Raw genomic sequence first — 23,123 nt, 5'->3', positions numbered from 1 at the left:
AATGACTTCATCCAAACGAGAAGCGCTATATTATCTTGCTGAGTGTTGGTGGTACGAACGACATTACTCACTTACAACTTATTCAATGTAAGAAAGCCCTGCAATTAATTGCAGGGCTAATAGTTTAAGTGAAATACAGCTTATTGTAGGGGCGTAGCGCAAGCATTGCTGCTTTGTAGGAGCCACGCCCTAGATCGAAAATCCCTATCTAGTCCCTAAGGGGTGGGTATTTGAGCGTTTTGGCGTGGCTATCCCAATTGACTTAGCCAAGGACTGACATCTACCGCTAACTTTTGCCCCAGCTTCAACAACTGGCGGCACTGAGCGGTATCCTGATTTTTAGCAGTTTTGGCAACAAAGACTGGGACAATCTGACTGTACAGACAGCTATAGTACAGTTCTTGAGACCGCTCAAGGGAGATGCCAAGATTTAACTGATTTGCCACATCAATTAACCGCTCTAGGCGTTGCAAATCTGCATCAAAAGTCCCGTTGGGATCGTGCAACAATTGCCACAGAGAACGCAATATCAACTGCTCTAACATCTGCTTACCTTCGGGAATGTTCAGATGACAGTGCAGGTGTTTGGCTTCTGTGGCGATCGCCTCTAACTCGACGATGTGATTCCAACTTGATGACGGTTCAGCAATGTCTTGCTCAAGCAAGCGTAAGGTCATCATACACCGATACCCCAAGGCAATTTCTGCTGCTACCTGCAACTCTTGCGGTGCAGGTAGTCCATCGCGGTGGAATGCCATCAACACACCGTAATTATCACGATACGCTTGGGTATAAAGTTGGTCTAAACGTGATAGAGTTTCTTGACTCAACAGGTGCATGAGTCGGTGGCGTTCTTCGGCAAAGAGATTTTGTAAGTTAAAAGACTCTTCACCAAATAGCTGCGTCATCACTAGGATCATGTGAGCTGCACTAGCTTGTTGCAACGCTCCAAACAGCTTTTCTTTTAGCTGAGTGTAGGCACGTCGTCCCTGGAAGGGTTGAATACAACAGTGGAAATCCCAGCCACCAAGATGCAGAACAGCAAACACCAAGTCTTCGCTTTCCCAGGTAATTTCTGACACTAGGCTCAAATTTCCCACGGCAAGAGTCAATGATCCCATCCGTTGCAATTGGTAATCTACCTCGTTAGCGGTGTAGCAATAAACCCGCTTTTGGTACGGATGAGAATGTTTGATCGAACCATTTCCATTTCCATTTTGTAGAGATGTTGGATGCAACGCCTCTACAGGTTTATGATTGGCAAACAGTGAGGTTAAGGCGTACTGGGCTGCAACTTGTTTAAAGCTGACTTGAGCCGTTAGTACCAACTGACGATACACTTCGCCACCGTGTTTGAACAAATCAACATTACTAGCTGCTTGGTTTAGGCGTTTGACGAAGCCTTTTTCCAATTGCACGCCAGCTACATCTCCTGCGAGTTCTAAAGCACGGGCGGCGTAACGCAAAATTTGCGTTCCCTCTGGACGCGAGAGTTCTTCAAAAAACCAGCCGCAGCTGGTGAACATTAGTAAAGCATGACGTTGCATTTCCAGTAGGCGCAGGGCGTCTACTTGTTCAGCAGATGTGAGTTTATGGGTTTGGTGACGCGAGAGGAACTTACTCACATTCTCTGGGGAGCGATCGCGGATCACCTGGATATACTCATCGCGTGCTTGCCAGGGATCACGGAAAAACTGTCTGCCATGTTCTTCATACACCAGAATCAGGCGATCGCGCAGCCAATTCAAGGCATCCCGCAAGGGGCGACGCCATTTTTGGTGCCATGTGCCACCACCACCGCAACCACAATCATCCTGCCATCTATCGACACCGTGGGCGCAACTCCACGCTGTGACTGGCTTTAATTCCACTTCCCATGTAGGAGTATTCAAGCTGAGGTAGTGAGCAAAGTTGGTGACTGTCCAACCCCAATGAGGAAACTCTTTTGTAAAGGCGTAGGCTAATGTTTTCTCGGTTCCTCCCTTGTGATGTCCAAAGGTTTCCCCATCTGTGCCAACAGAAATTAACTGTGCAGGGCGATGATCCCCACGCACCGCAGAACCTATGCGTCCTGCCAAATGACTGGAATTGAACAGGACATCACTAAAACCCATATCCCGAGAGATGGGACCATCGTAGAAGAAGATATCGATGTAAGGGCGGGATTGGAGAGATGAGGGAGATGAGGGAGATGAGGGAGATGAGGGAGATGAGGGAGATGAGGAAGTCATTTCTCCGGCTACTCCCTCTGGTTTCAGTTCTCTAGTGCCTTTCAAAAAGCAGCGATAAGGACGTGTGGGATCAATCTGATTTCCGCCAACTTCGTGCCATTCAGGGTTGGGATTATCCTTGGTGGGCAACAGACGGCAACGTTGTGCTTGTGATGGTGCAAGCACAATAAAGCGAATTCCTTCGTCTACTAAAGCTTGCAAAGTTGCATAGTCTACAGCAGTCTCTGCCAGCCACATTCCTTCGGGATCGCGTCCAAACCGGGATCGGAAGTCTTCTTTGCCCCAGCGGATTTGAGTGTATTTGTCGCGATCGTTTGCCAGGGGCATGATGATGTGGTTGTATACTTGCGCGATCGCATTGCCATGCCCGTTGAGGCGATCGCTACTCTTGCGATCCGCTTCCAAAATTCGTTGATAAACCTCTACATCGTGGCGTTCTAGCCACGACATCAGGGTCGGTCCAATATTAAAGCTCAAATACTCATAGTTATTTACGATCCCCACCACTTCGCCTCGGTCATTTAATACCCTGGCAAAGGCATTGGGACGATAGCATTCGTGGTGAATTCGTTCGTTCCAATCATGGAAAGGCGCTGCACCCGGTTGGCGTTCAATCGAGTCTAGATAAGGGTTTTCGCGTGGTGGTTGGTAAAAGTGCCCATGAACAGTGACGTAAACACCCGTAGCTTGTCTCAGGGGATCAAGCATTTTGGTGTTTTTGATATTTTCAGGTGGCGTCAAATTTGAACCAGCACTAGCTGGCAGTTCAGCAGCAGAAGTCATGGAGTATTTCCAAAAAAATAAACAGTCCTTGCAGTTGCGTCCAAGATAATGCTTACAAACCTTCCTACAGCGGCATTCCAACAACAATTGGTACAGACAACAACTATGAGATAGAACCAAATTTCGAGGTAGCGGTTTTCGTGTTGGGAGTAATCTGCATTATCCAGCAGTCATTTGCCCTGTGCAATCAACCATTGACCAAACCCATATTAACGGCTTTTGTCGTTGGTGCTGCCAAAAATTTAATCGTCTTTTAATATATTAAACCGCATCCTTGGTGTAGAATTTTGGGTTTATTGGAAACTTTTGCAACAAAAGATTGCAAATTCTACTCATACCGCAATCTTATTTTACAAATCTCGCTCTAGAAAGCAAACACTACAATCTTGAAACCGCTCAATGGGAGGGTTGGGAGTATTCTAGAGTCTGGTCTACACAAGTGCTGAGTGCTAAGTACTGAGTGCTAAGTGTATATTGTTTGTTACTTAACAGTTCTTACTCATGACTCAGGACTAGTTGAGGACTACCTCCTCACGCAACTGTCTCTAATACTTTCAGCTCAAAATAACAAATGTCAGGTAAAAACATTGTATTTTTGGTTCTGTTACTGTTTATTCCGGTTTCCATCGCGGCTCATTACTTGAAATGGGGAGACTTAACAGTTTTCATCACAGCGAGTTTAGCCATTTTGCCTTTAGCAGCTTGGATGGGCGCAGCCACAGAAGAAATTGCTGTTGTGGTTGGTCCATCGCTGGGGGGGTTGTTAAACGCTACTTTTGGTAATGCTACGGAACTGATTATTGCCCTAGTTGCCCTAAATGCGGGACTGGTGGATGTGGTCAAAGCCAGTATCACGGGATCAATTATCGGCAACTTACTACTGGTGATGGGTCTTTCGATGCTTTTGGGCGGGCTGCGCCACAAAGAACAGACATTTCAGCCGATAGTGGCGCGAGTGAACGCTTCTTCCATGAATCTGGCGGTGATTGCGATTTTACTGCCTACGGCGATGAAATTTAGCGCTCACGGAATTAGCCAAAACACACTGCAAAATCTGTCCCTTGCTGTTGCTGTGGTACTCATTCTCGTCTATGCCCTAACTCTGTTATTTTCCATGAAAACCCACTCTTATCTTTATGAGGTGGGGATCGTAGAAACAGTAACAGAGGAAACACATCTCAACAAGCCGCCAAATATTTGGTTATGGACTGCGGTGCTGCTAATATGTACCCTGTTAGTGGCATTGGAATCAGAATTGCTTGTCAATTCTTTAGAAGTTGCCACATCTGAGTTGGGTTTGACGGCACTGTTTACAGGAGTCATCCTTGTGCCGATTATTGGTAACGCTGCTGAACACGCTACAGCTGTGACTGTGGCAATGAAGGATAAGATGGATCTTTCCGTTTCCGTGGCGGTGGGATCAAGTATGCAGATTGCCCTGTTTGTTGCTCCCTTTTTAGTTTTAGCAGGGTGGGCATTAGGTCAACCGATGGATTTGAATTTCAACCCGTTTGAATTGGTGGCTGTGGCTGTAGCGGTGTTGATTGCTAATAGTATTAGTTCCGATGGTAAGTCAAACTGGTTAGAAGGCACATTACTATTAGCGGCATATACAGTTTTGGGGTTTGCTTTCTACTTCCTTCCAGTTGTTGAGAGTCTGGGGTAGTTGTCACGCCGAAGCGTATCAGCAGCATTTTTCTCAATGTTTGCGACAGATGATCCCCCCGCCCCCTAGTTGAGGCTTTGGGGGGATTGCTTTTGTCAAGTGGAGTATTGTCTTTATAGAGAAGCCAACAGCGCTACAGGTATCCTCCTAGCGGGTAAGCCAATAGAGGCAAAAATCTAGCCAAGGGAGTAGGGGGAGAAAATTCTTTTCCTACCGGACTATTCGCCGCAGTGCCCAAGCGCTTCTAGCTATGGGGGTGTAGCGGCAGGGGAATTTCTTCCCAGTCTACAAAACGTACGGACGAAAGGTAGATTCAAGTGTATAATGAGGTGAGGAGGTGATAAAAGTGTTTAATTTGACTTACGAATTCAAACTAAAACCAACGCACGACCAAGTTATGTTGTTTGACCAGTGGTTAGAAATTAATCGCCGTGTTTATAATCATGCTTTGGCGGAGCGCAAAGACTGGTTTAAGTCTCGTAGTTGTCAAGTTAATGCTTGTTCACTCCGGTCTGAGTACATCATTCCTGCTGACGCGCCACGCCCAACTTATGCAAGTCAGTGCAAATCATTAACTGAAGCTAAAAAGAATTACCCAGAGTTGAAGATTGTTAACGCCCAAGTCTTGCAGCAAACTTTAAAACGGGTTGAAAATGCGTTTGTTGCAATGTGGGAACGCAATCACGGTTTTCCTCGGTTCAAAAAACAAGGGAAGATGCGTTCTTTCGTGTTTCCCCAGTTAAATAAAGATCCCTTAGGACGTGGGCAAATCAATCTCCCAAAAATAGGTTGGGTAAAATTGCGTCAATCGCGGGATATCCCTGAGGAGGGAGTAGTTAAGCAAGCGCGTGTGGTTAAGCGCGTTTCTGGCTGGTATGTGATGCTAACCGTTCAATGGGGTGTGTCTGTACCCTCTCCCCTTCCACATGGTGAAGCAGTAGGAATTGATGTAGGACTCACAAGTTTTGTTGCAACCTCTAATGGTATGAAGGTCAAACGTCCGAGGTTTTTTGTCGATGCCCTCCGCAAGCTTAAATTGCTGCAACAGCGCGTTTCCAGAAAACGTATTGGCTCGAACAATTGGCACAAAGCTATTAAGAAGGTTGCTTCATTGCATGAGTACGTCGCCAACTGTCGTAAAGACTGGCATCGAAAGCTGTCTCACCAAATCTGTAACGAGGCAGGAATGGTGTTTGTTGAAGACTTAAACCTTGTTGGACTGTCTCGCGGAATGCTGGGTAAGCATTGTTTAGATGCAGGGTTTGGTCAATTCTTGAACATCCTTGAGCAAACTTGTTTTAAGCGTGGTGTCTATTTCCAAAAAGTGGATAGTCGCAAAACAAGTCAAATCTGCCCAAGTTGCGGTATTGAGACAGGAAAGAAAGAACTTTGCGAACGTACTCATGTTTGCTCAAATTGCGGCTATACAACCGATAGGGATGTTGCAGCCGCTCAAGTAGTCGCCGTTAGGGGGCTTGCAGCCGTAGGGCATACGGTCAAGATGCTTGCCGAGGGTAAATTCGTTGGAATCCCTGTGAAGCAAGAATCCCCGCCCTTCTAGGGCTGGGGAGTGTCAATGAGATACTACCCCAACAGGGTACTGCCAAAGCGAGTCCGTTAACATTACCCTAGAAACGTGGAAACAAAGTTCATGAGGATGAAGAATATCCGTAAAATATTACCGAGCAACTCAGTGAGTGTTTATGTGGGTATGCACTGCCACAAGAGCTAAAACAACCTGCAAAGCGTAAGTTCATTCTTTGGCAATTCAAATACGGTTGAAATGTGTGAAAAATAGTTTTATAAATTAGAAAAATAGTTTTATAAATTAATTGTATGGAAGAATCTACAAATCAACCAAAACCTGAAGAACAACCTAAGGCACAACCTGAGGCACAACCTGAGGCAAAACCTAAATTACAACCTGAGGCAAAACCTGAATTGCAATCTTTCATCAAGCCCACTGCCATCAGTTCTGGTTCTGGTCTGCCAACTCTACGCTTTGGTGCAAGAGGTGATTCTGTAAAAGCCCTACAGCGACTTTTAGTGTCTAATGGCTACTTTGTTAAAATCGATGGAGTTTACGGTGCGCTCACAGAGGCTGCTGTTAAAGCCTTTCAAAGTGGGCGTGGTCTCAGGGCGGACGGAGTTGTTGGTCCAAGAACTTGGGGCATTTTGACAGGCTAGTACCGCTGTGCGTGGAATTCACGCATTCAAAAAGCTTACATCACAAGTTTTTCGCTTCCTTTGTGTAGACGCGGAGCAGCTTCCTGTAGGGTATGGTAGCTTTATTTCCGCGCCCGATATACTAGTCAGAAAATGAGTCAATATATTGTCACTTATGAATTATGAAGGTTTTTATCACTCATAATTCATAATTTTTTATATAATTTATCAGTTCTACTTCACAATTCTTTAAGAAAATTTTGCTCATTTGTAAATCATTTATATTTCATGCTTTTTGTTTACGCCCTTAGGAAGGACAAATACTTGAGTATTCTATTTTACTGATTCTTTGAAAAGAATTTATTAGATTTTTTTATTTTTAAGTACTGTCTATTCCGGAATAGCAGCAATTTTTCCTGTCAAAGGAAACATGGGTGTTAGTAAAATGAAATACAATGACAGATATTGCCCTGCTGATGACGGGCGTGTTAACAACAGGACAACCATCCCCGCCCATTGCACCGGAACTTCCACCAGTTCAGCGAGACAGTGATCAGGAGAAGTCAACACAAAGGCAGCTATCTCAGATAGTTCCAGCTGCTCAAATTACACCACCTGAATTTGTGCAGCCTGAAGCGACTGCCCAAGCTGTTGCGTCAATAATAAATATAAAATATGAAAATATACTTAATCCAATAGAAATAAATATTCTCTCTGAAATCTCTTGCCTAGTTGGCTCTGAGAATTTCCAGGTTTTAAGGAAGGACAATAAAGATGTCATTGCAAAGCCTTTGAGCTTTCATGTGTGTGCACCAGAAATGCTTTTGTCTAGTGAGCCTCTCCCGAAGTTGGTAGCTCAGTGGGGAAACACTGTCCGAAGTTTTCAAAAAAGCCCGCTTAAAGAAAGTAAGAAGATTATGCTTGCTTCTACTTATTTTGTCCGATTCCAACTAGCATCGGATAATCTTCCGACCAGGACTCCTTCTCCGCGCGCGCAAAGACCTACTGGCAAACAAGGTAGTGATCAGATCAGGACTCAAATGTATGATAATCAATCTTTGCCCCCTTTGGGTTTTGGTAACTCGGGTGTTGCTGTCAGAGTCCTGCAACGGCTGTTATTGTCTAATGGTTATAGTGTTCGAGTTGATGGAATGTTTGGTGCCCTGACGGAGGCTGCTGTCAAAGCCTTCCAAAACAAGCGGAATTTAGTAGTGGATGGCATCGTTGGTCAAAGAACTTGGTACGAGTTGACAAGATAGTCATTAGTCATTAGCAAATGACCGAAGAAAGAACTCAGAATTCAGAACTCAGTAGTCAGGGGGGAGAAGTACGGTAGAAGCCCCTCCAACAAGTTAAAAGTTAAAAGTTAAAAGTTAAAAGAAATATTCAATTCTTCTTTATTTTTACTTTTTACTTGGTTCTTTTTACTTGTTCTGGCGTCCTTATCAAATCCCCTAAATATATTTATGGGGATGCCCAAGCTGCGTTCTGTATTCTGTGTTCTGTGTTCTTCTTAATAATGACTAATCACTACTCAACGATACTTATGCTGCTCCAATAGTTGTTGCGCTCTTGGCTTGTAAATTAAATAGAACAAAGCCTCGATATAACGCAGCAAATCCTCCCGGTTTTCTCTGGAAATAAAGTTCCAGAAGCCATAAATCCGCGCCAAAGATAACAGCTTGGAAGTGTGAATTTTCCATGTATAGGTACTGTAAACCCGGTCAATTGCTCGCTGGGAAATTTCATACCAATAGTTGGGATTTTGTTCGCACTTCTCGACAAAAGCAAGGATTTTTTCGGCTGTTTCTTCTAAATTTGTTGGGTTGATGTAGAAGCCATTGACTTGATCTTGAATAATTTCTAAAGGACCACCAAATTGCGTCGCAAAATTTGGTAATCCCGAAATCATCGATTCTAAAATTGTCAAACCAAAAGCTTCAAACAAAGCAGGTTGCACAAATATTCCCTGGTGGTCAGCAATGACTCGATAAACTTCGCCAGAGTCAGATTTGGTCAAACGCACACCCAACCAGCGAATCTTTCCGTGGAGATTGTACTCCTCTATAATGCGGTAAAGTTTGACAATTTCATCGCGTTCTTCGTTGTCACCTGATTCTTCTGTTCGCAATTTACCCGCTACCAAAATGAGGTTGCATCGCTCCTGCAATTGTTTACTCCGACCAAAGCATTCGGCTAAACCAGTGAGGTTCTTAATGCGGTCAAGACGCGCCATTGAGAAAAGCGGACGCTTGCTTGGGTCATCAAGGGTACCAAAAATTTGGGTTTCGTCTTCCAGAGTGAAGAGCATTTCTTCTATTCTGGCGCGATCGCTCTCAACTCTGTCTTCAGTCCGTGTATAGGGGAAATACGCTTTCTCATTCACCCCAGGCGGTACCACGTTAAACTTGGGACTAAACAGTTCAATCCCATTAACGACATGGTATAGTTCCGGCATGGTGAAGCACTTGAGAGATTCGTACTGTCCTACACTATCCGGCGTGCCGACAATTTCTTGATAGGTACTGCTGATGATGAAATTGGCAGCATTCATCGCCAATAAATCAGCAGTGAATTGTAACGAAAAATGATACTTATCCTCCAAATCTTGCCAATAGAGGTTACTAAACAAGTATTTGGACTTTTCTAAAGCGTGGGCAATGTTACACTGCGTTACGCCAAGGCGGCGTGACAGCAAAAATGCTACCAAATTACCGTCAGTATAGTTGCCAACAATTAAATCTGGTCTACCGTGAAATTCTGCCAGCAGTTCTTTTTCAGCATCAATGGCGAAGGTTTCCAGATAAGGCCAAAATTCAAACCGCGAAATCCAGTTTTGCGTCATGTTGGGGTTGAATTCCCGCAAAGGCACTCGCAAAATCCAGGCATTCTCAGTATCGTAGACTTTTTCTAGGCGCTGGTTACAAAGAGTGCCATCACTATTGGGAATCAGGCGGGTGAGAATAATCACCTTCGGCTGGACATTTAATCCCCCTAAACCAGCCAATGTGGCATCTTCTTGCAGCTGCTTTTCCAGATTCTTCGCCTGGTCGAGGACGTAAACCACTTGACCGCCAGTGTCGGGACGCCCCAAAACTCCCTCTTGCCCAAACCAACCATGAGCAGAGACCAAGACGATTCTGAAAATCATCGGGATGCGAGAAATGAAGGCTTCCAGAGTCTGAGGATCAGGAGAGTCAAGCAATTCATCCAGAATGCTCAAAGTTTCTTGAACTTTCTGGACGGTGTTCCCCCAACCTGGTTCAAAGCCCATTGTTTGCAGGTCAAAACGAAATTCTTCGTAGGGTTGCTCACTCGGGCGATCGCTGACAAAAGTTATGGCTTTTTTAACTTGCTCGGAGAGTTGCTGCTGCGACTGAATACGTTCATTAATGAGCAATTGTACGCCGTTGTACTGGTGTAGGCGCAAGAAGTTAAACAAGGTTTCTAGCCATTGCTTGGGGTCAGCAAACAGCTTGCTGGATAGATAGCGGTTGAGAAACTGCACCCCCTTGCCAATGTTTTTTGGATCACGAATGACCGGGGTGTAGTCATAAAATGGACCAAAGTCCAACTCCAAGAGGTCGCCTTCGCTGGGGTTATATCGGTTGACAAAGCGATCGCGCAAATCCAACAGTTCCTGAACCGTCATCGGCTCTATGCTCAAATCGCCTGTCAGTCGGTAAACTTCTTGACTAGCAATCCTTGGGCGTATAATAAAGCAGAGGCTTGATTCCTCTTGGATAATTTCTTGAGTGTAGTAAATGAGTTTTCCTAAGTGAGAGGCGGTGTAAAACGTCTCAGGCTTTTCGTACTTAGAGCAATATTCACTATATAAGTTGAGTATGTCGTTCCGCAGCAAATACTTTTTTTCTTGCTGGCGCAACTCACTAATTAAGGAACGCAAATCACTTTTCTCTTCACTATCCAGAACGGTTTGAAGTAATTCAGACATGGCAATCTTGAGATAATTGTAGATTTCCGATTCAGCGTTTGACTGGGCAATAGCTCATACCCAACTGCCCATCGCTAATAGTAAAAACAACTACTAGCAATTGGCAATTAGCAATTATTACTACTGTTACTACCCTTAAACCTCTCTACCTTTTTACGCTAATCTTATCTATGAGTATTTTGCACTCTAACTAAGGGCGTACTCTTTTTTTATTTTTGTTACAATCAGAATAGCAAACATCAACCTACTATGAGATTTTTTGTCACTCTAAACACATACAGCCATTCTCCAAAAAGCTTATCTAGATGAAGAAGGTAGAGGGCAACTAGCGCGCGAAGCTTATGAATTTAGGGATTTCAGTTTCCTGAGCGCCTTTGACTCTAGATTATAAAAAATTAATTTTTGTTTAAATTTTCCATTAAATTTTAAACAAAATTTAATGATGTATTCACAAGCAAGGCTGTTTTGGTCAACCTGCTTTGGGCAATGTGTCGAAGGTAGCTATCAAGCGTCCTTTTGACACCTACAGTTTCATGGTGGCAATGACTCAAACAAAAGTTTATTTTTTTCTTTTTAAGTCAGCTAGGAAGATAAACTTAATTTAATTAAAATCAAGTATTTTATTCTACCAAGAAAAATATCTATTTTGGTATTTATAATTTCAGCATAGTCTTTAAAACAGGGTGGATTTATATGGCTGAACATCCACAACAAGCAACAGTTCAAGACCACAGTATAGGCAACATAATTATTGTCTCTTTACTTGCCTTATGTGGGTTCACTTTCATTTTTCTGCTTGGCATCTTTTAGATAGGATGACACAATTCTTAATTTTTTCAACTTGTTTCTCAATAGCAGCCTAGAAAAAGCTGGAACAGGCAAAATGCTCTCCAGTGACTTGTCGCAAATAATCGGCTGATCACAAGACGGTTTTAAGCGCGATAGTTTGAAATTTCTGTAAAACACATCCCCCGTACTTTTAGTCGGGGGATTTCGTGTCGATTGGTGACACTCCTACACCGCCGCAAGCGGTCGGTGTAGGCTTCTGGCAGATTTTATCTTTCCAGAACTTCGTTCGTGGTACACCAACTGTTTCCCACTACCGCAGTTTATAGTCAGGTACGTGCCCTGCCCGACTTGAATGATTGAAAAACCATTCCCCTACGTTCCTTGAAGATTTTACATACCGGAGGCTGTAGTCGGCTATTAATAGCAAATTTAAGACCGCACTTCCCGGTAAAACCCCTTATCTTCACTTGTCTAGGTACAGATGGTTGACCAGCTTTTTAGTATGCGTCAACACATTTCTATGTTAGCATAATGGGTAGATAGTGCCTACCCATTATGAAAGAATCTCGATGGAATTTGAGGATATCAACAAAGTAGGTTAAGCAAGTTGCAGTCATATGCAGCAAGCAAAGATAAGACAGTCACCCAAATTGTCGAAGACGCTTGTTGACTCTTTACCCAACACGGACATTGGCAGTCATAGTACTGTCCCCACTCCCTCATTCAGCGACGCTGAAAATTGGTCGGGGGACGTACAATGAGCGCCCCAAAATTCATCCCACGCTCCCCTGGGTACAGGGTGAGACGTGGGGCTTCTTTTGGACTAAGCTAACTGAAGATTTCTGTTAAGTTTTGTTACCTAAGGTAACTTCAGGGCGAACGATGGGAGTCGAACCCACCAGTGGAGGAACCACAATCCTCTGCCTTAACCGCTTGGCTACGCTCGCCATTATTGTTATGTCCTATTATAACACCTCTTGTTCAAGAGATCCAGTAGTTTTGTTAAAGGAACGGACTCAGTTAATCTGGAGTCTTATAACTACGGCGAATAGCAGTTATGAAAAATGAGAGCCTTTACTATTATTGCATGTGTGGGAGTAGTGGGAGTATCAGTTTTGGGTCTGGCGATGGCGAACACAAATCCTAGTCAGGCGAGATATGAAGAGTATGCAGTGGAAAGGCTGACCGAATACTTGAAAAGCAGTGTTTGTAAGAAAACTACAAATTTATTAGAAAATTTAATACAAATGAACTGCGATCAATTGGTAGACGTAGCAAACCCGCGTATCAGGGAAGTTATCTCAATCCGTACACAAAAACAAGATTTCATCCTTTTTAGTGTTTACCGTACAGATTTAAAACTCAATAATTGGATACCCTCTTATAAATTTGAGACGGTGGGAGCATTGGACAACTTCTACACATACAGCGCTCAAAAGCAATAACTAGCTCGTAAAAATCACGTTAACTCGTGTGCCTCCTAACGGAGGAGCTACGAAGGGCGCGCAGCGTCTGGTGACAGGAGAGGACTGTGATTAGGAGCCACTGCGCCGTTGGAGGGAAACCCCCAACCCAAAGCGCCCCTCGGGGCGTGCAAATGGCGTTCATTAATAAGAGTGCGCGAGTTTCAGGCGTTTTCACTTTCGCTCTTCTTTTTTTTCTGTTTGTTCCTACCTACTTCGCTTGCTCAGATAATAACTTTGGATAGAGCAACTCACAGAGCAAGTCTTTCCCTGGATGCAGGTTTGGGCGAGCTGTCACCCTTAACATTTGTGAATGGGTGCAGAAAATTTCCAGCTTTCAACAAGAGTCCGATTCACAAAACTTACTCTTAAAGAACTGGAATAAACAAATTAAAAAAAAGGAGCAGAGTTGTGTTTTTTCACAAAAAAGAAACAATTAAACCTGTTAACATCGCTGAACCGAATCCACGTTTTGCCCAACTGCTTCTAGAGCAATTTGGTGGTGCAACAGGTGAATTAACAGCAGCTTTGCAATACTGGACGCAGTCCTTGCACTGCGAAAATCCTGGTATTCGGGATATGTTGCAAGACATTGCTATCGAAGAGTTTAGCCATTTAGAAATGGTTGGCAAACTGATTGAAGGTCATACCAAAAATGTTGACCAAACCGAGGCTTACAAAAGCACGTTGTTTGCTGTGCGGGGTGTGGGACCTCACTTGTTAGATAGCCAAGGTCAAGCTTGGACAGCAGCCTATGTCAATGAGGGCGGAGATGTTGTACGCGATTTGCGAGCTGACATTGCTGCTGAAGCTGGCGCACGTCAAACCTACGAAGAATTGATTAAGCTCGCTTCTGATGACGCTACTAAACAGGTACTCGTTCATCTTCTGACACGAGAAATTTCTCATACCCAAATGTTCATGAAGGCGTTGGATTCTTTGGGTAAGTTAACTGACCCATTCTTCGGTAATATCCAACCTGATACCACTGTGGACATTTACTACAACTTGTCTAGTAATGGTAAGGACGAACGCGGTCCTTGGAACTCGGAACCAACTTTCCGTTACGTTGCTGACCCCGTTGCAGAAAAGTAAGTAGAGAAATCAACTGACATCTGACAGCATCCTCAATTAATCTCTACAACAACAGCCAGGAACTTACAGTTCCTGGCTAATTGCTATTTATAAAGCATTTTAAGAGTCATATCATGTCGATAATATAACCGTGCAGAAGTTCGTAGTCAGGACAAAAATCCTCTTTAGCGACAAAGCAAGGATTGTCCTTACTACAAATAAGTTTTCTGATGGGCTAAGCGAGCATGATATCAGTTGTTTCCAGCATTTTCAATGTCTATCTGCTGCCATATAGTGAGCCAATTGAACTTAAGTTATATTAAGTAAACCAAAACATTTGAGTGACGTCCTTGTCAATGGCATCTGCGTATCTGCTGGTATCCCACGGAAGTCGCGATCCGCGTCCGGAAATTGCTATGCAACATCTGGCTGGGCTGTTATGTCATAACAGACAAAGCGATTTACCGAAGATTGCAACTGGGGACGTAGCTTCCCTGTCAAAATGCGAAACCTTGGTCGGTACAGCATACTTGGAATTGAACCCTGATCCCTTGCATGAGCAAATTATAAAATTTGGCAAGAATGCTTTGGATTCTGGATGCAATAGTCTCAAAATCCTACCGCTATTTCTGCTGCCAGGAGTTCATGTGATGGAAGATATTCCAGCCCAAGTCGCACTGGCAACGCAAATTCTCGGTCAAGATATCAAGATATCTCTACAACCATATTTGGGAAGTCACCCTAATTTAGGGCGCTTGCTGGCGAAGCAAGTGGTTGCGACAAAAGCAGAAGCAAAAATTCTTTTAGCTCATGGTAGTCGTCGCCCTGGAGGGAACAATCCAGTGGAAGCAATAGCAACGGCTATAGGAGGAGTGGCTGCTTACTTGGGTGTACCTCCCAGCTTTGAGGCGCAGGTGCAAGAGTTGATCAGCGCTGGGTACAGGAATTTATTGACAATACCATATTTCCTATTTCCAGGTGGAATGACTGATGCTGTTGTTCAAAGGCAAGAAGAGTTAAAATTACAGTTTCCTGAGGTGAGTTTTCAACTGGCTGAGCCTTTGGGAACACGTGCAGAATTAGTCGAATTGATTTGGGATTTGTTGGAAAAATGAACCGCGAAGACAACGGCGGGCAAGATGCCCACCCCACAGAAGATACAAGGTGTTTGGGTAAGGTCTACTTAGTGGGCGCGGGACCGGGAGATCCGGGGTTGATGACTCTCAAGGGTAAAGGATTGTTAGAGTGTGCGGATGTGGTCATCTATGATGCTTTGGTTAGTCCGGCAATTGTAGCGATGATTAATCCTGAAGCAGAGAAAATTGATGCTGGTAAGCGGCGGGGGCGTCATTCGATGATCCAGGACGAAACGACACAGCTGCTGATTGCCAAGGCGCAGGATAATGCCATTGTTGTGCGGCTTAAGGGGGGAGACCCGTTTATCTTTGGTCGCGGTGGTGAGGAGATGGAAGAATTGGTAGAAGCTGGAATCCCTGTAGAAGTTGTGCCTGGTATTACTTCGGGAATTGCTGCTCCAGCTTATGCTGGTATACCTTTGACGCATCGGTTATATAGTTCATCTGTTACTTTTGTGACTGGACATGAGGCAGCAGGTAAGTATCGTCCCGCAGTAAATTGGAATGCGATCGCCCACGGTTCAGAAACGATTGTGATATACATGGGGATTCACAATCTGCCTTACATCGTTGAACAGTTAACCAAAGCTGGGTTGGGTTTAGAAACGCCTATTGCTCTGGTGCGTTGGGGTACACGACCAGATCAGGAAGAATTGATTGGTAAGCTAGGAACAATTGTAGAGCAAGTCGAGACAACTGGGTTTGGAGCGCCAGCAATTGTTGTCATTGGCGCAGTGGTTAAGATGCACGCTCTATTTCACAATTTGTAATTGCTTCTAGTCTCGTAGGGACGTTTCCCCCTGCGCTTTCCTCGATTTGGTAATTACGAATTTTGGCTATTAGGCTTGGGAACGGGCAATATTTCCCCGGACATAATTTTTCGGTCTTTATTACCCAATCCCCAATCCAAGCGTCCCCAATTCAAGCGTCCCCTTTACCAGTCTGAGGTTAGCTGTTGGAATGTAAATTGGTATAAAGTGTGGAGATTGTGGGTAAGCTCTGTTGGCAGACTATCAATCTGATTTGTAAGTATCAAGGCTTGCGATCGCCGCCATGCTTGCAATGCTAACCGAGCAATTTCTTCAACTTTTTCTGCTGCTTCTAATTCTTCGGTTATTGACTTGCAAAGCTGAGTAAAAGCTTGTAGCTGTAGCATTTCCCCCAAACCACCCAACTCAGTTGCCATCATAGCAACTTCGGAGTGCAAAACAGACTGTTCGCCATCTAAAATCAAAGATTCTAGGCGTTGTAGACAGTCTTCTACTTCTGTTTTAAAAAGTAAGGAAATAATGTCTTTTAACCCATTTTCTGGTGAGAAAATCGTTATGGTATCCTCGGAAATAAAATAGTACAAGCGTTCTTGTAACTCTTCAAAAACTGGATAACAAAAGGTTGCTAACCACTGCTCATCAATAGCATAACCTTCTGAATGTAGTTTCACTATCTGACGCAGCCAATCTACTCCAGCTAGGAGTAAACTTTGCAAGTCAGTGTCAAGTTCTAAAAAGTTTTTCTGAGTTGTCAAAACTTTAAAGGAATCTTCTAAGCGGTGAGCCAAAGCGCTTAAAGTCCGAAATCCCACCATGCCTGCGCCGCCTTTTATAGAATGAGCAGCTCTCAGTCCGTCATTGATTTTTGGTAGAGCAATTTGACGATTAAATTTGACTTCCAATAAGACAGTTTCTAGAGTATTGAGAGAGTCAGTTGCTTCCTCTAGAAACTGCAACTGGGTTTCTAGTTTCTTGTCTCGTAACATAGTGTTTATTCGTCAATAGTCATGATAGTGCCACTGCGTCAGCGATCGAGTACTGTAGGAGGGTTTCCCGCGCCCCCTTAACTGGCGTAAGCGCAATCTGTGCCCCAGGCATAAGGCGGAAGGACATACCCATACGCCTAGCGTCTCCCCTACTGAGAAGGGCTTCCCGCTTTGTTAGCAAGTGGCGTTCATTCGTCATTAGTCATCTCCAATTGCCAAAGAAAAGATGACTAATTTTTGTAGCTATTAAGCAATTCTCAAGGGTGATGTTCGTGAGCTACTAAAATGAGATAATTTATAATAGCAAATATTAGGTGATATGAAGAATTGAAGAAGGCAAAATAGCTTTGAAATATCAGACTAGTCACAATTCTTTATCTTAGCAAACACACCCTCCCAAATAGGGAAATAAGGTTAGTAGTACTTATGAAGTACAAAATTTCATGGTATCTGTGGATAACCTACTTGTACCTTTTCTTGCTGGCACAACTAAGCTTAAAAGCACACTTTCCTTACAAATTTTTGATGACTCTGATATATTTTGCAGCAAACCTAAAAAGCAAAACTGCTCATTATGAGCATTCCTCCAAAAGAAATTATCAAGTTTTGTTTTGATGATAAGAGTATTTCCATAGCCGATTTAGCATGAGTCACTTTTGCAATTTTGTAACCAATGCTTCTGAAACAGAATAATTCTTTGTTCAAGGAAATGCACCTAGCAGTTGAAACCGCATTTACGGACAAACAGACTAAACCTACCGCAAGCAGGTTATCCTACGGATAGCGCATATTCTATTCGCTTGGGCTTAGTGCAAAATTTGAGCCTAAACTTGTAGTGATGTACCACTAGCTTTGTTTGAGAGGTATGTAGTGAGCGCTTAAGCGCTCTATTAAAGCACGAAGCGTGCTTACTACGAACCGTATCAAAGTTAATGTACTGGACTACTAGTGGTGTGTTTCATTAATTCTAATGGGTTACAAGATCCCCGACTTCGTAAAAGTTGTCGGGGATCTGACCCCTACGACATATCAAAATTAATGACATAAACTACTAGCCGTTGTTAGGAGAGAAGTTCAGGGTTGAAGTGTCAGAACTGACTGAATTTAACCGCAGACTGTTATATTAATTCATTACTTGCAATTTAAAAAAACTTTATAATGGCAACAAGTGCGCTAAAGCGAGTAATACTCAAAGCTTTGTATATAAAACCAACTGAAACAGGTAAAGCTTAGTACTAGTTTGGCTTGAGTTATAGATTACTCAATGTGTTGAAAGACGACTTTTAGTAAATCTACTTGTGTGAAAGGCTTGGTTAAATAACCTGTAGCTCTAACAATCTTTGCTTTTGCTCTGTCTATCAATCCTACTCTACCTGTAACCATAATTATAGGTGTATGGTGAAAGTACGAATGCTTACGCAACAAAGAACACAGTTCATAACCGTCTAAGTTTGGCATTTCAATATCTAGTAAAATGAGATCCGGTTTGACGCGGATAATTTGCATTAAAGCCTTTAAGGGGTCATTAATTCCGATTACAGAAAACATTTTTTTATCTAGAAAATTTGTAATTGAATTGATGATTACAGGACTATCATCAATGCAGATAACTTTGTAAAGTTTTGTTTCAGAACCTTTTTGGGAAAATTGCTGCTGTTTCTCATCGTTACTGTTGGCTTCTGCTGTTTGATGACTGTTTTTGTTGACAAATTGTTGCTCAGTTTTTGTTTGAAACTGCCGTACTTTTGATGACAAAGAGTGAAGGCGCTCTTGTATACCTCGTGATTTAGTATTTTTCTGATTTGGGGATCGAGTTTGACACTTTTCGACTAGTAAGCGCAAATCTAAATGACAGAACTTTGGCATATCATCTAGAAAACTCTCCGAGGTAAATTCATAACTTCCCTCTTTTATCTTCAGAAATTGCTCAAGAATTTCTATCGCCAATTCCTCTATCAGCATCCCGGCTTGCTCAGGAGTGATATACTTTTGATTAACTAACCAGCAAATAGCCAAATAATCTGGATTCGGTATTGCTTGATTGACAAGTCCTGTTTCAAATACCGTTTGCAACTGTTTATCAATTCCACTATCGAGAGTAGGAATTTGTTCACTCAAACGCTGTAAATGTTTGTAAAGCAAATCAAACATTTTATCTGCAGAGCAGATATAAATCAGTTTACCCTCCTCTAGATAAATTGACCAAGAAGCTGACGGGCTAAAAACTTGCCAACAACCAGTAACAGGCTTACTGGTCATTTTTCCTAATACAGATAATGGCTGTAATGTCTGAAAAAATCTGTATCTACCAATAGGAAGTGTCGTCATATTCATGGCTTTGGACTTAAATCAACATTTTCAACTGAAAGAATGATAAAGATCTGAACAGAGGTATTCATGGCTAAATAGTAGAAAAATGGTGCTATTTGTAAATAGCAAAATGGCTTTCGATTGTTGCCACGCTCTTTGTACTTTCTGTTATTAAGAAGTAGTATTAGCACGACTGGCACTTATTCGCAGAAAGCTAACACACAGCCATAACAGACGTGAGATTGCAATGACTCAATCACAGAAAACGAAGAGCGCTCCCCAACAGAAGAGCAATGCTGGGAGATGCCTAATTCCTGGTGAATGCGGTAATTGTGCACCTTCAGGGTTTTGCTTAGGTTCTATTGCTTCTTCTTATAGCAATAGAGGAATTACACATGGCTTATGCAGAGAGTTTCAGATCTTATCTCACTGTTGTTTTGAGAACCGTATCTAGCAGTAAAGTTTGTGCCATTATCAGGTATGTTGTGTTGACTCAGTCAACAACTGTTTCTCAAACAAAGTTTGACAAAGTATCCTTGAAGACAAAATATTTCTTGGTTTACTGATATATTTGTAAACCAGGAGAGGTATATTTTGACTCTGCTTGCCATTTCTATAAAACCCTTGTCCGCTAAGTTTTCTCTCTCCCCCAAGGAGAATACTTGTTTGAACCACAAGAATCGTAAACTCCTACGAGTGGTGATAGTAACAACTCATACAGCAATGTTGTATCATTAGACGCAGCGACTGTTTCATAAGAAGGTAATTTCTTCATATGTATCGGTAACAAAATATAACGTTCTTTCGTAATGAATCGTTACCCTGGAGAGTTCTAAGTACAACCTTCATGAATTTATTGCAAAACTCAAGAAGTGGAGTACATACCTGAAAAATAGAAAAGTTCAGTTAGGGGGTAGATGATAAGTAACTTCCTTACTAACATTTAGATTACTATAAATTTCACCAAAAAGGTGAAAAGATGTATGAAAACTACTATGAGTAAGTGAAAGATTGGGTAAGAAAGCGCTTTGGTTCCAACATCGTTTGTAAGAAAGATTTAAAAGTCTCGTTGTTTAAGCGCTTGTACTGAATCTAAGAAACTGAATTCATGAAAGTTTTATGTATTAAGATGCAAACAATCAAAAAAGAAGAAATAAATACTGATGCATTAAGTTTTTAATGCTACATAATAACAAGAATCAATAAATACTCATACCACATATACATCTACAGGTAAAGGAGTATATGCTTGACTGCAACTGCCTTTGCATCCTTCGTAAGATAGAAACTTTTGCGCAGAAGCAAGACGTTAGATGTATTTATGAGCAACAAACGCGAAGTGAACCATAAGGAAAAATTTATACTGCCGTAAAATCTGCCTTGGTAAAGGTGACTTGACAATATTATGTAGATTTGATGAAGTTTATATAATTTTAGGAACATTTTAGATTTATAAATAGTCTTTCCAACTGATAAATAGCTTTTTTAACAGAAAAATTATAATACTATTGCGTTTTCTGTTTCTTGGCGGTTTGCCCTGAAGGCTAAGCAACTTTAGCCAAAAATTGATATAAGAAATTAACTGACAACTGGAAGCGTGCTGAAAGGACATATCTTGCACCTCACAACCCTTAGATTAGAAGTCTAGGGCTATACTGACAAAGTCTACCCGGATAGATACACGACGGGTAGGATGCCATGCGTGTCAACTTAAAATTTAAACCTTTATTCCACGTTGATTTACCCCACACGCCAGTCGCCTGCGGAGGGAAACCCTCCTGCAGCGCTGGCTCCCCTTAATCCCCTCCCCTTGGTAAGGGGAGGGGGGAGGTTTTGGCGTCAGGCAAAACCGGGGTGGAGCGAGAATTGTGGGTAAGATGAGAGCATGATCTAACCTAATTACAACGTTTTCGGCTTAAGTTGACACGTATGGCAAAATGCTCATCCCACAAAAGTCTAAAACTGTGTTCTCTTGAATTGAGAACGGCTATATAAACAAGAAGAGACAAGAATTGAAGTCCATTTTTATACACCTTAGCTATTAGCTCGGAGTTATAACTCCGGAGTGGCAATGATACTGATGTATAAGTTAAAATAGTCACTAAAACAATCAGACGGTTGGAAGATGATGCCAAACGCCAGCGTGGCAAGTTTACTAGAGCAAGGACACTACCTACTGGATAGGGGAGATTACGCAGCAGCTTTAGAAACTTTTCACCAAGCTGCTGCACTGGAACCGCAAAACCACCAGGTGTTGTATGGCTTGGGTTTAGCTTGCTACCGTCTGGAACGATATCAGGAGTCCGTGGAATTCCTGAACCAAGCTTTGGAAATTAAGCCAAACTATATTTTGGCACTAGCGCGGCGGGGTTTGGCTTACCAAAAACTGAAGCAAACACAGCAAGCACAGGCAGATTTTGAGCAAGCTATTGTATTTCTACCCGAAGATGCAGAAGATTGGCATGGTAGAGGCATTGCGTTAGATGAATTGCAACGCTATGAAGAAGCGATCGCCTCTTATGACAAAGCCATAGAAATCAAACCTGACGACTCAGCTTGGAACAACCGGGGAGTTGCGCTGGGTAACTTAGGACGACATGAAGATGCGATCGCCTCTTATGACAAAGCCATAGAAATAAAACCAGACAAACACGAAGCTTGGGGTAACCGGGGTATTGCGCTGGGTAACTTAGGGCGACATAGTGATGCACTCGCCTGTTTCGACAAAGTCATAGAAATCAAACCTGACGACGACTTAGCTTGGAACAGCCGGGGTTATGCGCTGCTTCACTTAGGGCGATATGAAGAAGCAGTTGCATCCTACGACAAAGCTATAGAAATCAAACCTGACAACGACTGGGCTTGGTACAACCGGGGTAATGCGCTGGGTAACTTAGGGCGACATAGTGATGCACTCGCCTGTTTCGACAAAGTCATAGAAATCAAACCTGACGACGACTTAGCTTGGAACAGCCGGGGTTATGCGCTGCTTCACTTAGGGCGATATGAAGAAGCAGTTGCATCCTACGACAAAGCTATAGAAATCAAACCTGACAACGACTGGGCTTGGAACTACCGGGGTGTTGCGCTGGGTAACTTAGGGCGATATGAAGAAGCAGTAGCCTCATTTGACAAAGCCATAGAAATCAAACCAGACTACGACTCAGCTTGGAACTACCGGGGTGTTGCGCTGGAAAAGTTAGGGCGATATACAGAAGCAGTAGCCTCTTACGACAAAGCTATAGAAATCAAACCAGGCGATGACTCAGCTTGGAACAGCCGGGGTAATGCGCTGGGTAACTTAGGGCGACATGAAGATGCAGTAGCCTCTTTCGACAAAGCCATAGAAATCAAACCAGACTACGACTCAGCTTGGAACTACCGGGGTGTTGCGCTGGAAAAGTTAGGGCGATATACAGAAGCAGTAGCCTCTTACGACAAAGCTATAGAAATCAAACCTGACTACGACTCAGCGTGGAACAACCGGGGTGTGGCGCTGGAAAAGTTAGGACGATATGAAGATGCGATCACCTCTTACGACAAAACCATAGAAATCAAACCTGACAAACACGAAGCTTGGTTCAACCGGGGTAATGCGCTGTATGACTTAGGGCGACATGAAGATGCAGTAGTCTCTTACGACAAAGCCATAGAAATCAAACCTGACAAACACGAAGCTTGGAACAGTTGGGGTAATGCGCTGGAAAAGTTAGGGCGATATGAAGATGCGATCGCCTGCTACGACAAAGCTATAGAAATCAAACCTGACTACGACTCAGCGTGGAACAACCGGG

The 23,123-nt window shown here is 43.0% G+C and carries 13 protein-coding genes, 1 tRNA gene and 1 pseudogene; 9 read left to right on the top strand and 6 right to left on the bottom strand.

Annotated features, from left to right (window positions below):
* Positions 1–248: 248 nt before the first annotated feature.
* Positions 249–3,014, bottom strand: coding sequence for a DUF3536 domain-containing protein (locus ACM0OZ_RS35080; protein WP_414587451.1), 2,766 nt, complete (start codon positions 3,012–3,014; stop codon positions 249–251).
* Between the two features lie 571 nt (positions 3,015–3,585).
* Here ACM0OZ_RS35080 and cax point away from each other — a divergent pair.
* From cax to ACM0OZ_RS35060, 4 genes are all read left to right on the top strand, one after another.
* Positions 3,586–4,680: a calcium/proton exchanger gene (gene cax, locus ACM0OZ_RS35075; protein WP_414587450.1), complete on the top strand. Its 1,095-nt coding sequence runs from the start codon at positions 3,586–3,588 to the stop codon at positions 4,678–4,680.
* Positions 4,681–5,026: 346 nt separating this feature from the next.
* Positions 5,027–6,241 carry an RNA-guided endonuclease InsQ/TnpB family protein gene (locus ACM0OZ_RS35070; RefSeq protein WP_414587449.1) on the top strand — a complete coding sequence of 405 codons (1,215 nt, stop codon included), beginning with the start codon at positions 5,027–5,029 and terminating at the stop codon, positions 6,239–6,241.
* A gap of 275 nt (positions 6,242–6,516) precedes the next feature.
* Positions 6,517–6,867 (top strand): peptidoglycan-binding protein, encoded by a 351-nt coding sequence (locus ACM0OZ_RS35065; protein ID WP_414587448.1) that lies wholly within the window; start codon positions 6,517–6,519, stop codon positions 6,865–6,867.
* A gap of 434 nt (positions 6,868–7,301) precedes the next feature.
* Entirely contained in the window at positions 7,302–8,105 is an 804-nt protein-coding gene (locus ACM0OZ_RS35060) for a peptidoglycan-binding domain-containing protein (protein WP_414587447.1), read from the top strand.
* A gap of 275 nt (positions 8,106–8,380) precedes the next feature.
* On the opposite strand, the gene ACM0OZ_RS35055 is transcribed toward ACM0OZ_RS35060, so the two are convergent.
* Both ACM0OZ_RS35055 and ACM0OZ_RS35050 read right to left on the bottom strand, forming a co-directional pair.
* Positions 8,381–10,801: a sucrose synthase gene (locus tag ACM0OZ_RS35055; RefSeq protein ID WP_414587446.1), complete on the bottom strand. Its 2,421-nt coding sequence runs from the start codon at positions 10,799–10,801 to the stop codon at positions 8,381–8,383.
* A 1,663-nt stretch (positions 10,802–12,464) separates the two neighbouring features.
* Positions 12,465–12,537 (bottom strand) — tRNA-His (locus ACM0OZ_RS35050).
* 117 nt (positions 12,538–12,654) lie between these two features.
* Here ACM0OZ_RS35050 and ACM0OZ_RS35045 point away from each other — a divergent pair.
* The 4 genes from ACM0OZ_RS35045 to cobA all read left to right on the top strand — a co-directional run bounded on the left by ACM0OZ_RS35045 (position 12,655) and on the right by cobA (position 16,033).
* The gene (locus ACM0OZ_RS35045; RefSeq protein WP_414587445.1) at positions 12,655–13,035 is read left to right on the top strand and encodes a DUF4359 domain-containing protein; all 381 of its coding nucleotides are present in this window, start codon (positions 12,655–12,657) and stop codon (positions 13,033–13,035) included.
* 429 nt (positions 13,036–13,464) lie between these two features.
* The gene (locus ACM0OZ_RS35040; RefSeq protein ID WP_332989152.1) at positions 13,465–14,148 is read left to right on the top strand and encodes a manganese catalase family protein; all 684 of its coding nucleotides are present in this window, start codon (positions 13,465–13,467) and stop codon (positions 14,146–14,148) included.
* A gap of 335 nt (positions 14,149–14,483) precedes the next feature.
* Positions 14,484–15,242 carry a sirohydrochlorin chelatase gene (locus ACM0OZ_RS35035; RefSeq protein WP_414587444.1) on the top strand — a complete coding sequence of 253 codons (759 nt, stop codon included), beginning with the start codon at positions 14,484–14,486 and terminating at the stop codon, positions 15,240–15,242.
* Positions 15,239–16,033: a uroporphyrinogen-III C-methyltransferase gene (gene cobA, locus ACM0OZ_RS35030; protein WP_414587443.1), complete on the top strand. Its 795-nt coding sequence runs from the start codon at positions 15,239–15,241 to the stop codon at positions 16,031–16,033. The genes ACM0OZ_RS35035 and cobA overlap by 4 nt, the downstream gene beginning before the upstream one ends.
* Positions 16,034–16,257: 224 nt before the next feature.
* Here cobA and ACM0OZ_RS35025 read toward each other — a convergent pair.
* The 3 genes and pseudogenes from ACM0OZ_RS35025 to ACM0OZ_RS35015 form a co-directional block, all read right to left on the bottom strand.
* Positions 16,258–17,019, bottom strand: a pseudogene (locus ACM0OZ_RS35025) (Hpt domain-containing protein); the annotation flags it as partial.
* 19 nt (positions 17,020–17,038) lie between these two features.
* Positions 17,039–17,218 carry a hypothetical protein gene (locus ACM0OZ_RS35020; protein WP_414587442.1) on the bottom strand — a complete coding sequence of 60 codons (180 nt, stop codon included), beginning with the start codon at positions 17,216–17,218 and terminating at the stop codon, positions 17,039–17,041.
* 1,058 nt (positions 17,219–18,276) lie between these two features.
* A complete protein-coding gene (locus tag ACM0OZ_RS35015; protein WP_414587471.1) occupies positions 18,277–19,347 on the bottom strand; it encodes a response regulator in 1,071 nt (356 codons plus the stop codon).
* A gap of 2,107 nt (positions 19,348–21,454) precedes the next feature.
* On the opposite strand from ACM0OZ_RS35015, the gene ACM0OZ_RS35010 reads away from it, so the two are divergent.
* A partial coding sequence (locus ACM0OZ_RS35010; RefSeq protein ID WP_414587441.1) for a tetratricopeptide repeat protein occupies positions 21,455–23,123 on the top strand: 1,669 nt, incomplete at its 3' end.

It is taken from the genome of Scytonema sp. PCC 10023 (assembly GCF_963920835.1).
GTDB lineage: Bacteria > Cyanobacteriota > Cyanobacteriia > Cyanobacteriales > Nostocaceae > Kalymmatonema.
The sequence above is the reverse complement of the archived record's forward strand: the minus strand, read 5'-3'. Positions and strand labels throughout refer to the sequence as shown.

Coding starts and splice junctions, on each gene's coding strand:
- ACM0OZ_RS35080 (WP_414587451.1), bottom strand. CDS start 3,014: ATGACTTCTGCTGCTGAACTGCCAGCTAGTGCTGGTTCAAATTTGACG.
- cax (WP_414587450.1), top strand. CDS start 3,586: ATGTCAGGTAAAAACATTGTATTTTTGGTTCTGTTACTGTTTATTCCG.
- ACM0OZ_RS35065 (WP_414587448.1), top strand. CDS start 6,517: ATGGAAGAATCTACAAATCAACCAAAACCTGAAGAACAACCTAAGGCA.
- ACM0OZ_RS35060 (WP_414587447.1), top strand. CDS start 7,302: ATGACAGATATTGCCCTGCTGATGACGGGCGTGTTAACAACAGGACAA.
- ACM0OZ_RS35055 (WP_414587446.1), bottom strand. CDS start 10,801: ATGTCTGAATTACTTCAAACCGTTCTGGATAGTGAAGAGAAAAGTGAT.
- ACM0OZ_RS35045 (WP_414587445.1), top strand. CDS start 12,655: ATGAGAGCCTTTACTATTATTGCATGTGTGGGAGTAGTGGGAGTATCA.
- ACM0OZ_RS35035 (WP_414587444.1), top strand. CDS start 14,484: ATGGCATCTGCGTATCTGCTGGTATCCCACGGAAGTCGCGATCCGCGT.
- cobA (WP_414587443.1), top strand. CDS start 15,239: ATGAACCGCGAAGACAACGGCGGGCAAGATGCCCACCCCACAGAAGAT.
- ACM0OZ_RS35020 (WP_414587442.1), bottom strand. CDS start 17,218: ATGACGAATGAACGCCACTTGCTAACAAAGCGGGAAGCCCTTCTCAGT.
- ACM0OZ_RS35015 (WP_414587471.1), bottom strand. CDS start 19,347: ATGACGACACTTCCTATTGGTAGATACAGATTTTTTCAGACATTACAG.